We start from the raw sequence: 15470 nt of genomic DNA, 5'->3' as shown, positions 1-15470 counted from the left end.
GGCCGCATGACCGACCCCGCCGTGCTCACGGCGCCGGTCGCGGGCGGGGCGGCCACCAGGCCGCCCGCCCGCCGCCGACCCCGCTCCCACCTCCGCCTCGCCGCCGCCGCCTTCATGGCGCCCGTGGTGATCTTCCTCGCCGTCTTCTTCGTCTACCCGATCATCCGCGGCGTCGTCCTCAGCCTCCAGGACTTCGGACCGTCGTCCTTCGTGACCGGGATCGCCCCCTTCGTCGGCTTCGACAACTACGTCACGGTCGTCACCGATCCGATCTTCGCGAGCATCGCCTGGCACACCGTGGTCTTCACCGTGGTCTCGCTGGTGGGCCAGTTCACGATCGGCATGGCCCTGGCGCTGTTCTTCAGCCGCCGGTTCCCGCTCTCGGCGACGTTCCGCTCCCTCATCCTGCTGCCGTGGCTCCTGCCGCTGATCGTCTCGGCGACGGCCTGGCGCTGGATCTTCGACCAGCAGTTCGGCATCCTGAACGCCGCAATCGGCACGCCGGTCGGCTGGCTGACCGATCCGTCCGTCTCGCTGTGGGCGGTCATCATCGCCAACATCTGGCTGGGCATCCCGTTCAACATGGTGCTGCTGCACGGAGGCCTGCAGGGCATCCCCGAGAGCCTCTACGAGGCCGCGGCACTGGACGGCGCCTCGCGCTGGCGGTCCTTCTGGAGCATCACCTGGCCGCTGCTGCGACCGGTGACCTCCGTCACGCTCCTCCTCGGCCTCGTCTACACGATCAAGGTGTTCGACGTCATCTGGATCCTCACCAAGGGAGGCCCGGCCAACAGCTCGCACACCCTCGCGACCTGGGCCTACGAGCAGTCCTTCACCGACCTGCAGTTCGGAGTCGGAGCGGCGGCCGGCCAAATCCTCGTGATCGTCGCCCTCGTCTTCGGCGTGATCTACATCCGCGCCCAGCGCAAGGAGGACCTCGGATGAACCGGCACACCACAGGGCTGCGCCGCGGGATCGACGTGGTCATCGCGATCGTGCTCTGCGGCTTCCTCCTCTTCCCGCTCTACTGGATGGTCAACGTCTCGCTGACCAAGCCGCAGAACCTGATCCAGACCCCGCCGAGCCTGTTCCCCGGCGACCCGACGCTCGACGGGTACGTGCAGGCGTTCTCGACGCAGCTGCCGAACCTCATCACGAGCCTCGTGATCTCGATCGGCTGCGTGATCCTGACCCTGGCGATCGCTCTGCCCGCCGCTTTCGCGATGGCGAAGTTCCGGGTGCGGGGGACCGGCGTCGTGATGTTCGTGTTCCTCCTCGCCCAGATGATCCCCGGGATCGTCCTGGTCACCGCGCTGTTCGCGATCTACAACGCGCTGGGGCTGCTCAACACCTATCCGGGCCTGATCCTCGCCGACGCGACCGCCTCCGTGCCGTTCGCGGTGATCATCCTCCGGGCCTTCATGCTCGGCATCCCCGACGAGCTGATCGAGGCCGCGCGGATCGACGGTGCGAGCAACTGGCGCTCCTTCGTCTCGATCGTCATCCCGCTGAGCCGGAACTCGATCGTGACCGCGGGCCTGTTCTCGTTCCTGTTCGCCTGGGCCGACTTCCTCAACGCGAACTCGCTCACCTCGGGCAACAGCATCGTGCCGTTCACCCTCGGCCTCTACCGCTACATCGGATCGACCACCACCAACTGGAACGGGATCATGGCGACCGCCGTGATCGCCTCCATCCCGGCCGCCGTGCTGCTGATCGTGGCCCAGCGCTACGTCGCCGCCGGGGTCACCGCCGGCGCGGTCAAGGACTGAGCGCCGTGCCCGACTCGAGGAAGCAGGAGCACATGGACACCGACGCGTTCGCGCTCGAGGGGGACCGCCTCGTCTGGCGCGGCGACGGCGAGACCGTCGTCGTCGAGCCGTGGGGGAGGGACAGCGTCCGGGTCCGCGCCCGCCGGTCCGGGGAGGTCCTCGACACCGACTGGGCGCTGATCGCCCCCGAGCGCCACGCGCCGGAGGTCTCGATCGAGGGACCGCGGGCGACGCTGCGCGCCGGCGGCATCACCGTCGTCCTCGAGCAGCAGGAGGGCTACGGGTACCAGACCGGCTACCACGAGCTCTCCTGCTCCCTCTCCTTCTACGACCGTCGGGGGGAGCTGCTCTTCCGAGAGCTCGGGAGCGGGGGAGCGCTCAAGCTGCGCGCCCGCGAGCAGCGTCCGCACCTGGGCGGCGACTTCCGGCTGACCGCGCTGTTCGAGACGTCCCCCGACGAGAAGCTGTACGGGATGGGGCAGTACCAGCAGGACATCCTCGATCTGAAGGGCTGCACGCTCGAGCTCGCGCACCGCAACTCCCAGTCGAGCGTCCCGTTCGTGCTGTCGAGCCGCGGCTACGGGTTCCTCTGGCACAACCCCGCGATCGGCCGCGCGACTTTCGCAGCCAACCGCACGGAGTGGTCCGCCGAGTCCTCCCAGCAGCTCGACTACTGGGTGACCGCGGGGGAGACCCCGGCCGACATCACCCGGGCCTACGCCGACGCGACCGGGCACGTCCCGATGATGCCCGAGCACGGCCTCGGCTTCTGGCAGTGCAAGCTGCGCTACTGGAACCAGGAGCAGCTGCTCGAGGTCGCCCGCGAGCACCGGCGCCGCGGCCTGCCGATGGACGTCATCGTGGCCGACTTCTTCCACTGGCCGCACATGGGCGACTTCCGCTTCGAGGAGGAGTTCTGGCCGGATCCGTCCGCCATGGTCGCCGAGCTGCGCGAGCTCGGGATCGAGCTGATGGTCTCGGTCTGGCCGCAGGTGTCGGTCGAGTCCGAGAACTACATCGCGATGAAGAAGGGGAACCTCCTCGTCAAGGCCGAGCGGGGCCTGGACCTGCACATGCAGTTCGAGGGTCCGAGCGCGTTCTACGACGCGACGAGCCCCGCCGCCCGGAGGTTCGTCTGGGAGGCGTGCCGGCGCAACTACGGCGAGCACGGGATCCGGCTCTTCTGGCTCGACGAGGCCGAGCCCGAGTACGGCGTCTACGACTTCGACAACTACCGCTACGCCGCCGGCCCCGCCGTCCAAGTCGGCAACCTCTACCCGCAGGCGTTCTCCCGCGGCTTCTTCGAGGGGCAGAGCGAGGGCGGGGAGACCGCGATCGTCAACCTCGTCCGCACCGCGTGGGCGGGCAGTCAGCGCTACGGCGCGCTCGTGTGGTCGGGCGACATCCACTCGACCTTCGCGGACCTGCGCCACCAGATCACGGCCGGCATCCACATGGGCGTCGCGGGGATCCCGTGGTTCACGACCGACATCGGAGGATTCGCCGGGGGAGACCCGTCGGATCCGGAGTTCCGTGAGCTCCTCGTGCGCTGGTTCCAGTTCGGCGCGTTCAGCCCCGTGATGCGCTTGCACGGCGACCGCGCGCCGTCGGCCCCGGTCACGGCCGCCGACGGGAGCCGCCGCGCCGCGACCGGAGCCGGGAACGAGGTGTGGAGCTTCGGCGAGGAGGCCACGCCGATCCTCACCCGCCTGCTGCATCTTCGCGAGACCCTGCGCCCGTACACGCGCGCGGCGATGCGGGAGGCGCACGAGCTGGGCCAGCCGGTGCTGCGAGCGGTGTTCCACGAGTTCCCGGGGGACCCGGAGGCCTGGGATCTGGCCGACCAGTACCTCTTCGGCTCGGACCTGCTCGTAGCTCCGGTCACGCACGCCGGAGCCGTCTCCCGTCGGGTCTACCTGCCCGCCGGGGCGCGGTGGACGGAGCTCTCGACGGGCGCCGAGCACGAGGGCGGGCAGTGGATCGTCGCCGACGCGCCCCTGGCCGTCATCCCGGTCTTCGCGCGCGACGGTCGGCAGGCGCACCTCGTCGGGCAGCTCTGAGCGAAGGCTCCCCGCTGTCCGGAGGTTCCGCCGCGAGGAGCTCCCCCGCGTCAGCCCGTCCCCTCGAGCCAGAAGTCGACCGCGTCGGGGGACGGGCGTTCGGCGACCCGGACGACGTCGCCGAACTCGAGCACGCTGTCCGGATCCTCCTGGACGGCCGGCCACCGCTCGCGGCCGGCGGCGTCCGGATCGCCGTGGGAGACGAATGCGAGCCAGCGCGCGGTCATCTCCTGCTCGAGCCGGCGGTCGACGTCCGTGTAGTCGGCGTCGCCGTCCGCCCCGAGGTTCCCGTACGCGTACATCACCTCGGCGCCGTGGTACGCGCCGAACCGCTCGAGTCCGCTCTCCGGGGGAGTGCGCGTGAAGATGTAGGCGTGGACGCCCGCCCGCCCGGTCCGGGCGGCCGTCAGCGCCCAGAGCCGCATCGGGGCGGTCATCGTCCGGTCGCTGCCGGCGCGCAGCCGGGAGTCGACGACCTGGTCCTCGACGGCACCCGGGTACAGCGCGAGGAATCGGTCCGCGTCGTCTCCGTGCTCCCGGCGCACCTCCTGCTCGTAGGCGTTCGGATCCGGGTCGACGCCTCCCAGCAGATCGAGCGAGGTCTCGTCGGAGTTGCTGCCGAGCAGGAGGGGGACGTCGTTCTGCCGACCGGCCTCGTAGACGGCGAGCGGCGTGTCGGGGAGGACGACGCCGTCGATCGAGGGCCACCAGTGCTGCGAGAGGCCCGCGGCGGCCGCGACGACGCGCTCGGCCGGCAGGGCTCTCATCTCGGCGAGGCTCGCCCCGCCGAGGGCCTCGCTCAGGCGCGCAGCCGCCTCCCGTGCGGTGGCGGCGTCGTCGTAGAGGTCGCCGGCCTCGCGGTCTCCCGCCGACCCCAGGCATCCTCCGCTCTCCCCGATGATCCCGTGGAGGAGGCCGGCCGCGAGGGGCGAGGCCCCGAGGATGCAGGCGCTGCCGGAGCCGGCGGACTGGCCGGCGACCGTCACCCGCCCCGGGTCCCCGCCGAAAGCGGCGATGTTGTCCTGCACCCACTGCAGAGCGGCGACCTGGTCGAGCAGTCCCTGATTCCCCGGGGTGCCGCCGCCGAGCACATCACCGGCGAGGAAACCGAGGACCCCCAGACGGTAGGCGACGGTGACGACCACCGCGCCCCGGGAGGCGAGCGCCGCGCCGTCGTAGGCGGGGAGGGCGCCGGACCCCGAGACGAACGCGCCGCCGTGGAGGTAGACGAGGACCGGGCTGGAGTCGCCCGCCCCGCCGGCCGGCGTCCAGATGTTCAGGCGGAGGCTGTCCTCGTCCGTCGCGTACCCGCCGAGGAGCGTCTCCTCCAGCGGCAGGTCGAGCACGCGGGTCGCCGCTCGGGAGAGGAACGTCGGCTCCGGCTGAACGGCGGAGGGGCCGAAGTCGTCGGCCACGAGGGTCGCCGACCGCTGCGGGGCCGGGCGGGGCGCCTCCCAGCGCAGCGGGCCGACCGGGGGAGCGGCGTAGGGGATCCCCGCGAAGGCGTCGACCCCGGCCGCGGCGTCGTGCACACCGACGACGTCGCCCTGCCGGGTCGTGACCGGGGCGGTGTGCGGACCGGCGAGCGTCCGCGTCGCCGGGAGAGGACCCGCGGCGAGGGCGACGGCTCCGACGAGCCCTGCGGACGCGACCCAGGCCGCCGTACGCAGCATCCAGTGCCGGTGCCGCCAGCTCCTCGAGACGGCCGCGATCAGGACCGCGGCCGCCGCGACGACGAGCCACCCCCACCACTCCAGCCGGTTCAGCCAGGCGAGGACCGCCCCGATGAGCACGACGGTCGCGGCCGGCAGCCACGGGGACCGTCGCCGTCGAGGTTCGGGCGTTCCAGTTCTCGATACGGTATGCATTGGAAACGAAACGTACTGAAAAGGCCCATCCAGCGCAAGGATCCGAATAGGCTGGGGGCGTGGTCACAGGCGAGCAGGCTCCGGTCCGGCGGAGGAGCGAGACGCGACGACGTCTCCTCGCCGCGGCCGCCGAGCTCTTCGAGAGCACGGGCACCATCGGCCAGCGCGTCGAGGCCATCTGCGCGCAGGCGGGCTTCACCCGCGGCGCGTTCTACTCGAACTTCGCCGGTGTCGACCAGCTCTTCCTCGCACTCCACGAGGAGCAGGCCGCGAGAGTGTGGGGGAGCCTGCAGGAGGCCCTCGACGTCCAGCTGCAGGAGGAGCACCGCGCGGCGACCCTCGACGGCGCCGTACGCTCTCTCCTCGACGCGCTCCCGTCCAGCCGCGAGTGGTTCTCCCTGCGGTCGGTGCTCCTGGCACGCGCTGCCGCGGACCCGGAGTTCGCCGAGCGGATGATGATCGACGACGACCGCGTCTCGCGCGAGCTGGGCGAGCGCTTCGCCGCCCTCGCCGCCGTGCACGGCCGCGTCCCCGCCGTCGAGTCCGCTGTCCTGGCGAAGGCGGTCGTCGCGGCGCACGTCGGGTCGGTGAGCCAGTGGCCCGTGGACACCAGCGCCGAACTCACGCAGCGCATGGTCGTCGCCGCGGTGATCCGAGGCCTCACCGTCGAAGCGCCCGGTCTGCCATCGGAGCGCGGCGGCGATCGATGACGTCCTGTCGCAGGAGCGTTGAGGGGAGCCGATCGCCATCCCTGCAGAACGGGACTTCGGTCGAACTGACATAATGTGCATTATCGGATAACGGCGGAAGGGCCGGACGGACCGGGACCGAGGCCGCCCGACGGTCCGGCACGTCATCAGCGGACAGGCGAATGCTCCACCCACGGCTCGACGTCCTCGTACCACCACGTTTCGGTCGGAGTGTCGAAGTGCGTGACCAGCCGTAGCCGCGGATCGACGGTCATCGTGCCGCGGACGCGGCCGTCGCCTCGATCCTCCCGGGCGCCCGCCGCAACGCGCGTCGGCGTTCCTGCGAGCGCTCCCGCCGGTTCACCATCACCGCGACGGCATCGAGAAGGATGCTCACGCCGCCCGGCGTCCGCCGGCGGACGGACTGCGGCCACGACGGCGTCGGACTCCCCCGATGCCGGTCCGCTGCCGTCCATCGGAGTCATCCGTCAAGGCTCGCAGAACCGTGCGCCGGCGTCAGCCCCTGGTGAGGATCAGGCGAAGTCGGAGATGTCGCCGACGAGGCGGGTGTTGTCCGCGGGGATCGGCTCGACGGCCGCCAGAGCGACCTCGGCCGCGAACTCCTGCACGTTGTAGAGCTTGCCGGCCGACTCGCGACGCGAGCTGATCGCGCCCGGGTTCGCGCGCTCCAGCAGGGTCGCGGTGATGGTGCCCTCGATCATGTCGCCCGAGACGACGACGAACTCGATCCCGCGCTCGGCGAGCTCACCGATCCGCTCGCGCAGGGCGTCCTCGCCGGCGCGCTTGGAGAGCGCGACGGGCTCGTACTCGGGCATCGTGGGCGTGGTCCGGATGAAGTGCGCCTGGTGGCTCGTGACGAACACGACACGGGAGCCCTCGGAGAGCAGCGGCAGCGCCGCGTCGAGCACGGCGACCTGCGAGTCGCGGTTGAGGACCATCGCGTAGTCCTCCCCCATGTTGCTCTCCATGCCGCCGGAGGCGTTCAGGACGAGCACGTCCAGTCCTCCGTACTCCTTCTCGATGCGGGAGAAGAGCTCGGCGCGCGACTCGGCGTCGGTGAGATCGGCGCCGACGGCGATGGCGGTGCCGCCGGCCTCGACGATCTGCGCGACGAGCTTGTCGGCGCGCGGCGCCTTCGAGCGGTAGTTGACGACGACGCGGGCTCCGGCCTCGGCCAGGTAGCGGACCGTGTCGGCGCCGATGCCGCGGGACGACCCGGTGACGAGAGCGCGCTTGCCGTCGAAGGAGCCGGGGGCGAGGGGATTGGACACGGGTATTCCTCCAGAACGCCGGCTCGGAGACCGGATCGGGCACGATGACGGGCCACGGCCCGACGGAGGAGTCTACCAAGGGCCTCGAGACCGTCGGCGCACCCCCTCTCCCAGCCCTCGTCCGGGGGGCGTTGATAGCCTGGGAATGCTCGTCGAGGGGAAGGAGCACACAGCATGGACGCTGTCACCCAGTACGCGTGGATCCTCTGGCTCGCGCTGATCCTCATCTTCGTGATCGTCGAGATGATCACTCTCGAGTTCACGTTCCTGATGCTCGCCGTCGGCAGCATCGGCGGACTGCTGACCGGGCTGGTCGGGGCTCCCTTCTGGGTCCAGGTCCCCGTCGCGGCCGTCCTCGCCGCCCTCCTGCTGTTCACCGTCCGGCCGCCGCTGCTGCGGCTGCTGAAACGGGGCGGCGATCCCACCCCCAGCGGAGCGGACGCTCTCCTCGGGCTCTCCGGCAGCGTCGTCCTCGCCGGCCCCGGAGCCGGCCAGGTCAAGCTCGCCAACGGCGAGACCTGGACCGTCCGCCTGTCCCCGCTCGTCGAGGACCGCACACTCGGAGTCGGCGAGAGAGTCGTCGTCACCGCCATCGAGGGCGCGACCGCGGTCGTCGTCCCCGCCGAAAGGAGCACACCGTGACACCGTCCTCCGTCGTGACGATCGTCGTCGTCGCCGCCGTCGTCCTCTTCGCCCTGGTCGTCCTCTTCCGAGCGGTCCGCATCATCCCCCAGGCCACCGCCGGGGTCGTGGAGCGCCTCGGCAAGTACCACAAGACCCTGCTGCCGGGCCTCAATCTCGTCGTGCCGTTCATCGACCGGGTCCGCCCGCTGATCGACCTGCGCGAGCAGGTCGTCTCGTTCCCGCCCCAGCCCGTGATCACGGAGGACAACCTCGTCGTCTCGATCGACACGGTCGTCTACTTCCAGGTGACGGACGCCCGCGCGGCGACCTACGAGATCGCCAACTACCTCGGCGCGGTCGAGCAGCTGACCACCACCACGCTCCGCAACGTCGTCGGCGGCCTGAACCTCGAGGAGGCGCTGACCTCCCGCGACAACATCAACGGGCAGCTGCGCATCGTCCTCGACGAGGCCACCGGCAAGTGGGGCATCCGCGTCGGACGCGTGGAGCTCAAGGCCATCGACCCGCCCCTCTCCATCCAGGACTCGATGGAGAAGCAGATGCGCGCCGAGCGCGACCGTCGAGCCGTGATCCTCACCGCCGAGGGCACCAAGCAGTCCCAGATCCTGAACGCCGAGGGTCAGCGCCAGGCCGCGATCCTCGCTGCGGAGGGCCAGGCGAAGGCGGCGGTCCTGCGGGCCGAGGGTGAGGCCAAGGCGATCACCACCGTCTTCCACGCCATCCACGAGGGCCGCCCCGACAGCGAGCTCCTCGCCTACCAGTACCTCCAGACACTCCCCAAGATCGCTGAGGGCAGCGCGAACAAGCTCTGGGTCATTCCGAGCGAGCTCACCGAGGCGCTGAAGGGCATCGGAGGCGCGCTCGGCCAGCGCGGCCAGTCCGCCCCGGCGGTCCGCCCGCAGGACGCGGCACCCCCGTCGGCGCCTGCGGCGTCCGCGCCTGCCGCATCCGGGTCCGTCGGCTCCACTCCTGTCGAGCCCGGATCCGACACGTCCGCCCCCGTGGCGCCCGCGACGACCGATGGAGCCCCCGGCTCGGCGCCCACTCCCCCGCCGCTGGCCGTCTAGCCGCGGACCCGGCCCGCGATGCGCACCCCTGAGCGCCCCCTCGCCCTGAGCGGGCCGACCCCCCGGGTGATCGCGCATCGCGGGTTCGGCCCGCAGGCCGAGGGCAACGCGCTCGCCGCCTTCGAGCGCGCCCTCGCCGCGGGTGCGGACCTCCTCGAGACGGACGCGCGCGCCTCCCTCGACGGGGTCGCCGTGCTCGTCCACGACGCCGAGGTGATCGACCGCTCCGGCCGCCGCCACGTCGTCGCCGCCACCCGGTGGGAGGAGCTCGCCGACCTTCGACTGGCGGGCGGCGCCCGGCTCGCCTCTCTCGAGCAGGCCCTCGCCGCACTCCCCCGCGCGCGCTTCAACATCGACGTGAAGTCGCGGGACGCGATCGACCCGGTCGTCGCGGCGGTGTCCGGCGCCGCCGCCGCGGAGCGCGTCCTGATCACCTCGTTCTCCGAGATCCGTCGAGCAGCGGCCCTCCGCCGTCTTCCCGGCGCCGCGACCTCGGCGTCGGCGGTCCGCTTCGTCGTCGCCCTGGTCGCCGCCCACCTCGGCGCCGCCCTCCCCGTGCGTCTCGCTCTCCGCGGCATCGACGCGCTCCAGGTGCCCGAGCGCGCGCTCGGCCTCCGCGTCGCCGAGCCGCGGATCCTCGCCCGGCTGCGGGTGACCGGCTGCGAGATCCACCTCTGGACCATCGACGATCCGGAGCGGATGGAGCAGCTCCTCGCGCTCGGGATCGACGGACTCGTGACCGACCGCACCGACCTCGCCCGAGCGGCCGTCGACGCCTTCCTCAGCGCCCGTCAGCCACGCCCTCAGGAACCGCGGAATACGCCTCCGACCTGAGGATTCTCTGGCAATGGCAGGGACGGGAAGACCACCTCCAGGTACGACGTTGACACTGGGGAAGCACAGCGAGAGGAGACCACACAATGGCAGATCGAAGCTTGCGAGGAATGCGGCTCGGATCCCAGAGCCTGCAGAGCGAAGAAGGCGTCGTCTTCTCCCCGCGATCGACGTACGAGTACCACTGCGCGAACTGCGGCCACGACACCGACATGGTGTTCTCGGCCGATGCGGAAGCACCGGAGACCTGGGAGTGCCGCTCCTGCGGTCACGAGGCCACTCTGATGGTGGACTCGAAGCCGGTCGTCGTGGACAAGGGCGAGCAGAAGGCTCCGCGCACCCACTGGGACATGCTGCTCGAGCGTCGGACCCGCGCGGAGCTGGAGGAGCTGCTCGAGGAGCGGCTCGCCTATCTGCGCGCCAGGCGCGGCGAGCACAAGATCGGCGCGTAGCGCCGGTCAGCGGTAACGGCGTCGCGGCTCGCGCGTCCTGAGGACGAACGAGACCATGCCGATGAGACCGGCGGCCAGGAAGTACCAGCCGAGGTCTCGCGCCCACACCAGAGCCGGGGTCGTGGTGGAGCTGAGGGGGACCTCGTCCACCATGGCACCCGGCTCGAACCATGTCAGGGAGTCGATCGTCGCGCCGTCCGGCCCGATGATCGCACTCGTCCCGACGGTCGAGATGTTGACCACGCTGCGCCCGGTCTCGATCGCCCGCAGGCGAGCGATCGCGAGCTGCTGGACGCTCTCGTCGGTCCGGCCGAAGTCGGCGTTGTTGGTCTGCCCGAGGATGACCTGGGCACCCCCGTCGACCATCGCGTTCGTCAGCGCGTCGTCCGAGATGTCGAAGCAGATCGCGATGCCTGCGAGCACGCCGTTCACGTCGAAGACGTTGGGACGGGTGCCGATCGAGTAGTCGCGGCTCACCAGGTCGACCAGGTCCGGAGCGAACATCCGCCAGAACGCCCGGTCCGGCATGTACTCGGCGAACGGGACGGGATGCACCTTGTCGTAGACCTGCGTCGCTCCCTCCCCCGCCTTCCAGAGCAGCGAGCTGTTGTAGAAGACGTCATCCGAGGGGTTCGTGATCGTGCCCACGACGAACGGCGCGTCCATCGTCCGGCTGAGGTAGTCGAGGACGGCGGCCGACTGGGCGTTCCGGGTCGGATCGATGTCGACGCCGTTCTCGGGCCACACCACCATGTCGACGTCCTGGTCGAGGATCGGCAGCGTCGCCGAGGTGTGGTCCTCGAGGATCTGCCCGCGGTAGCTCTGTGAGAACAGGCCCGCATCGGAGTCGCCCTGGACGGCGGCGATCCGGGTCGTGCCCTCCGTCGGTGCCGGCCAGGCGGGGAACACCAGCGCCACGATCGCGAAGCCCGCGAGAGCGCTGACGCGAGAGGAGGCCGTGACGGACATCTCGCGGACGGCCTGCGCGAGCACGGCCGCGAGGAACGCCACCACGAAGCCGAGGCCGGCGAAGCCGATCCACGCCGCGAGACCGGCGAGCGGGCCGAGGGACTGCGAGATCGCGAGGCGGCCCCAGGCGAAACCGCCGTAGGGCCAGACGCTGGTGATCGACTCGCGCCCGATCCAGAGCGCCCCCAGGAGGGCGGGGAGGCCGACCATCCGGCCGAGCGGTCCCGTCCAGACGCGGTGGCCGCGCGTGGAGACGACCGCCATCAGCCCCGCGGAGAGCGCGAAGAAGATCGCCTGCAGGCCGGCGAGGGCCGCCCACGGGACCGGGCCGAGGTAGAGGGTCAGCCACTCGATGTGGACGCCCCAGAAGACCGCTCCGCCGACGAGGCCGACGAGGCTCCCGCTCCAGAAGCCGCGCCCCGCCAGCGCGAACAGGATCGCCGCGGCGCCCACGATCGCCAGCGGCCAGACGTCGGAGTCGGGGAAGCCGCGGTCGAGCACGGCGCCGCCGAGGGCGGCGAGGGGCAGCGCCACCCACAGCGGAACGGTCCGCCCGTCGGGCGGAGGAGCGATCGGCGTCATGCGACCGTCGAGTACGCGACGATGCCGCGGCGGACCAGGTCGAGGGCGGTCCGGGCCGCGCGGCCGACCTTGCCCTCGGCGACGACGGAGAGCTGGTCGAGGAGGTCGATGGTCTGCTTCGCCCAGCGCACGAAGTCGCCGGCGGCCATGTCGGACTCGCGGAGCACCATGTCGAGCGGCATGCCCTTGGCCCACATGTTCATCGACAGCGCCAGGCTCGTCGAGATCGGGTTGCTGCCCGGCAGGCGGTGCTCCCGCTCGACGTCGTCGAGCCGGGCCCACAGAAGCTGGGTCCTCTCCAGCGCCTCGGGGAACGCGCCGCGGGGCAGGAACTGCTCGCCGAGCGTCCCCTCCTCGCGTCGCGGCTCGAAGACCAGGCAGCACGCCATCGCCGCGAGGCCGGCCGGATCGAGCTCCGTCCACGCCTGCTTCCGGAGGCACTCGGCGACGAGCAGGTCCCGCTCCCCGTAGATCCGGCGGAGCGTGCGACCGTTGGGCGTCAGCGAGAGCTCGCCGACCTCGTCCCGGCGGAAGTAGCCGAGCTCGAGCAGCACGTCCGTGATGTGGTCGAAGATGCGGGCGACGGCGCCGGTGCGCGAGCGGATCTGGCGCTCGATCTCGTCGGTCTCGCGGCGCAGCTTCCACCAGCGCTCGGCCCAGCGCGCGTGCTGCTCGCGGTCGGAGCAGGCGTGGCACGGGTGCGCCTTCATCCGACGCCGCAGGCTCGTGAGCTGTCCCTGGCGCTTCTCGCGCTCGGCGTGGGAGGCCGACTCGCCGCGCACCGCGCCCCGGCGCTCGAGGTCGCCGATCTCACGGCGGATCGCCGCGTACTGCTCGAAGTCGCCCAGGTGGCACTGCATCGCCGTGACGTAGCCCGCCATCGACTCCTCCTGCTGGCGGACCCGGCGGGCGAGATCGACGACGGACCGGTCGGCCTGGAACTGCGCGAACGACGACTCGAGGATCTCGCGCGTGCGCACCCGCCCGAACTGCTCGATCAGGTTCGCGGCCATATTGTAGCTGGGGCGGAAGCTGGAATTGAGCGGGTAGGTCCGCCGGGAGGCGAGGGACGCGACCGCCTGGGGGTCCATCCCGCCGCGCCACTGGATCACCGAGTGGCCCTCCACGTCGATGCCGCGTCGGCCCGCCCGGCCGGTGAGCTGGGTGTACTCCCCCGGTGTGATCGGGACGCGCGCCTCGCCGTTGAACTTCTCGAGCTTCTCGAGGACGACCGTGCGGGCGGGCATGTTGATGCCGAGCGCGAGCGTCTCGGTCGCGAAGACCACGCGCACGAGCCGGCGCAGGAACAGCTCCTCCACGACCTCCTTGAAGGCGGGGAGCATCCCGGCATGGTGCGCGGCGACGCCCCGCTGGAGTCCGTCGAGCCACTCCCAGTAGCCGAGCACCGCGAGGTCCTCGTCGCGGATCGTCCGGCACCGCTCCTCGACGATCGCGCGGATCTCGTCGCGCTCGTGGCGCTCGGTGAGGCGCACGCCCGACCGCAGCACCTGGCGCACGGCCTGGTCGCAGCCCGCACGGCTGAAGACGAAGAAGATCGCGGGGAGGAGGTTCTTGCCGCGGAGGATCTCGACGACCTCCGAGCGCAGCACGAGCTCCTCGGTGCGCTGCTCCGGGTAGCGGCCGCGACCGCCTCGGCCGTTGCGGCCGCCCCTGCCGCCGCGCTCGACCCGGGAGCCGCCCTGGGCCATGCGGGCGAGCTCGGGGTTCACCCGGTTCGTCGCCGCCCGACCGGAGGAGTCGAAGAGGTCGACCAGCTTGCCGCCCACCAGGACGTGCTGGTCGAGCGGGACGGGGCGCTCCTCGGAGACGATGACCTCGGTCTCGCCCCGGACGGTCTGGAGCCAGTCGCCGAACTCCTCGGCGTTCGACACGGTCGCGCTGAGCGAGACCAGCCGCACGCGCTGCGGGAGGTGGATGATGACCTCCTCCCAGACGGCGCCGCGGAAGCGGTCGGCGAGGTAGTGCACCTCGTCCATCACGACGTAGGCGAGGTCGCGCAGGAGGTCCGAGTCGGCGTACAGCATGTTGCGCAGCACCTCGGTCGTCATCACGACGATGCGGGCGCGCGCGTTGACGTTGGAGTCGCCGGTCAGCAGGCCGACCTCGGAGGCTCCGTAGTCCTCGACGAACTCCTGGAACTTCTGGTTGCTCAGCGCCTTCATCGGCGTCGTGTAGAAGACCTTGGCCGTCGGGTCCTGCATGGCCAGGTGGATCGCGAACTCGGCCACCGCGGTCTTGCCGGCACCGGTGGGCGCGGCGACGAGGACGCTGTGGCCGTCGTCGAGCGCGCTGCAGGCCTCGTACTGGAAGGGGTCGAGGTCGAACGCGAGGGTCGAGCGGAACGCCTCGACCCTCGCGTGGCCCTGGCGCGTCCGGAACGCGGCGAACCGCTCGGCGGGAGACGGTCCGGTCACGCGGGCAGGTCGGAGGGGCTGCCGTCGAACACCAGCTGGCGCTTGGCGGCGCGCCGGTCGTGCAGGATCGCGATCCCGCAGGCGAGGAAGAACAGGAAGATGATCGGGATGGCCAGGAGGAACATCGAGATCGGGTCGGCCGCGGGGGTCGCGATCGCCGTGAAGAGCACGATCGCCATGATCGCGATGCGCCACGACTTGAGGATCAGCATGCCGGGGAGGACGCCGAGGAAGTTGAGGAGCACCAGGAAGACGGGCAGCACGAACGCGATGCCGACGACCAGCACGAGCTTGAGAACGAACTCGTAGTAGATCTTGGCGTCGAGGAAGCTCGCCGCGTTGCTGCCGGTGAAGCTCGTCAGGAGCTCCACGATGTGCGGGAACACGAACCAGCCGGCCGCGCAGCCCGCGAAGAACAGCGGGATGGCGGTGAGGATGAAGCCGAGGCCGTACCGCATCTCCTTGCGGGTCAGGCCCGGGACGAGGAACGCCCAGATCTGGTAGAGCCAGACCGGGCTCGCCAGGACGATGCCCACCGTGATGGCGATCTGCAGCCGCAGGTCGAAGGCACCGGCGATCGTCGGGAAGTTGAGGATCGCCTCCTTGCCCTGGGTGGAGGCCACCTCGGAGATCGGAGCCTTGAGGGCCTCGAAGACCCACTCCGAGACGAACCACCCCGCGACGCACGCGATGACGATCGCGATCGCCGACTTGAAGAGCCTGTTGCGAAGCTCGACGAGGTGCGCCCCGAGCGACATGCGCCCGTCGGGGTTCTTCGTCCGCTTCGTCCGTGGCTTCTTCGGTG

At 71.1% G+C, this 15470-nt stretch carries 14 protein-coding genes; 8 read left to right on the top strand and 6 right to left on the bottom strand.

Features of this window, described 5'->3' with window-relative positions:
* Positions 1-6: 6 nt before the first annotated feature.
* The 3 genes from C5B95_RS05685 to C5B95_RS05675 are packed head-to-tail and all read left to right on the top strand — an operon-like array spanning position 7 to position 3832.
* Positions 7-945, top strand: a complete 939-nt coding sequence (locus C5B95_RS05685) for a carbohydrate ABC transporter permease (RefSeq protein WP_104225253.1) — start codon at positions 7-9, stop codon at positions 943-945.
* Positions 942-1772 (top strand): carbohydrate ABC transporter permease, encoded by an 831-nt coding sequence (locus C5B95_RS05680; RefSeq protein WP_104222044.1) that lies wholly within the window; start codon positions 942-944, stop codon positions 1770-1772. The genes C5B95_RS05685 and C5B95_RS05680 overlap by 4 nt, the downstream gene beginning before the upstream one ends.
* A gap of 32 nt (positions 1773-1804) precedes the next feature.
* Entirely contained in the window at positions 1805-3832 is a 2028-nt protein-coding gene (locus tag C5B95_RS05675; RefSeq protein ID WP_104292088.1) for a TIM-barrel domain-containing protein, read from the top strand.
* Between the two features lie 50 nt (positions 3833-3882).
* On the opposite strand, the gene C5B95_RS05670 is transcribed toward C5B95_RS05675, so the two are convergent.
* Positions 3883-5625 (bottom strand): carboxylesterase/lipase family protein, encoded by a 1743-nt coding sequence (locus tag C5B95_RS05670; RefSeq protein WP_219813822.1) that lies wholly within the window; start codon positions 5623-5625, stop codon positions 3883-3885.
* 134 nt (positions 5626-5759) lie between these two features.
* Between C5B95_RS05670 and C5B95_RS05665 the strand changes: the two genes are divergently transcribed.
* Positions 5760-6410: a TetR/AcrR family transcriptional regulator gene (locus tag C5B95_RS05665; RefSeq protein WP_104348670.1), complete on the top strand. Its 651-nt coding sequence runs from the start codon at positions 5760-5762 to the stop codon at positions 6408-6410.
* A 146-nt stretch (positions 6411-6556) separates the two neighbouring features.
* Here C5B95_RS05665 and C5B95_RS17055 read toward each other — a convergent pair whose 3' ends face one another.
* Positions 6557-6874 carry a hypothetical protein gene (locus C5B95_RS17055; protein WP_146076491.1) on the bottom strand — a complete coding sequence of 106 codons (318 nt, stop codon included), beginning with the start codon at positions 6872-6874 and terminating at the stop codon, positions 6557-6559.
* Between the two features lie 48 nt (positions 6875-6922).
* A complete protein-coding gene (locus C5B95_RS05660; RefSeq protein ID WP_104348669.1) occupies positions 6923-7681 on the bottom strand; it encodes an SDR family oxidoreductase in 759 nt (252 codons plus the stop codon).
* 174 nt (positions 7682-7855) lie between these two features.
* Here C5B95_RS05660 and C5B95_RS05655 point away from each other — a divergent pair, with 174 nt between their 5' ends.
* The 4 genes from C5B95_RS05655 (at position 7856) to C5B95_RS05640 (ending at position 10679) form a co-directional block, all read left to right on the top strand.
* Positions 7856-8323: an NfeD family protein gene (locus tag C5B95_RS05655; RefSeq protein WP_104222034.1), complete on the top strand. Its 468-nt coding sequence runs from the start codon at positions 7856-7858 to the stop codon at positions 8321-8323.
* A 14-nt stretch (positions 8324-8337) separates the two neighbouring features.
* Positions 8338-9393 (top strand): SPFH domain-containing protein, encoded by a 1056-nt coding sequence (locus C5B95_RS05650; RefSeq protein ID WP_374954251.1) that lies wholly within the window; start codon positions 8338-8340, stop codon positions 9391-9393.
* Between the two features lie 18 nt (positions 9394-9411).
* Positions 9412-10227 (top strand): glycerophosphodiester phosphodiesterase family protein, encoded by an 816-nt coding sequence (locus C5B95_RS05645; RefSeq protein WP_104337303.1) that lies wholly within the window; start codon positions 9412-9414, stop codon positions 10225-10227.
* Positions 10228-10313: 86 nt separating this feature from the next.
* Complete coding sequence (locus C5B95_RS05640) at positions 10314-10679, top strand: RNA polymerase-binding protein RbpA (RefSeq protein ID WP_068207052.1); 366 nt, start codon at positions 10314-10316, stop codon at positions 10677-10679.
* A 6-nt stretch (positions 10680-10685) separates the two neighbouring features.
* On the opposite strand, the gene lnt is transcribed toward C5B95_RS05640, so the two are convergent.
* Genes lnt through tatC form a run of 3 tightly spaced genes read right to left on the bottom strand, consistent with a single transcriptional unit; the run spans position 10686 to position 15423 of the window.
* Entirely contained in the window at positions 10686-12230 is a 1545-nt protein-coding gene (lnt, locus tag C5B95_RS05635) for an apolipoprotein N-acyltransferase (protein WP_104337304.1), read from the bottom strand.
* Entirely contained in the window at positions 12227-14665 is a 2439-nt protein-coding gene (locus tag C5B95_RS05630; RefSeq protein ID WP_104222026.1) for an RNA helicase, read from the bottom strand. The genes lnt and C5B95_RS05630 overlap by 4 nt, the downstream gene beginning before the upstream one ends.
* Complete coding sequence (gene tatC, locus C5B95_RS05625; protein ID WP_104222024.1) at positions 14662-15423, bottom strand: twin-arginine translocase subunit TatC; 762 nt, start codon at positions 15421-15423, stop codon at positions 14662-14664. The genes C5B95_RS05630 and tatC overlap by 4 nt, the downstream gene beginning before the upstream one ends.
* Positions 15424-15470: the final 47 nt, after the last annotated feature.

Origin of the sequence: Rathayibacter sp. AY1A7, from assembly GCF_002930845.1 — a bacterium.
Lineage (GTDB): Bacteria > Actinomycetota > Actinomycetes > Actinomycetales > Microbacteriaceae > Rathayibacter.
Note: the sequence above shows the minus strand (reverse complement) of the source record. Positions and strands in the feature narration are given on the sequence as shown.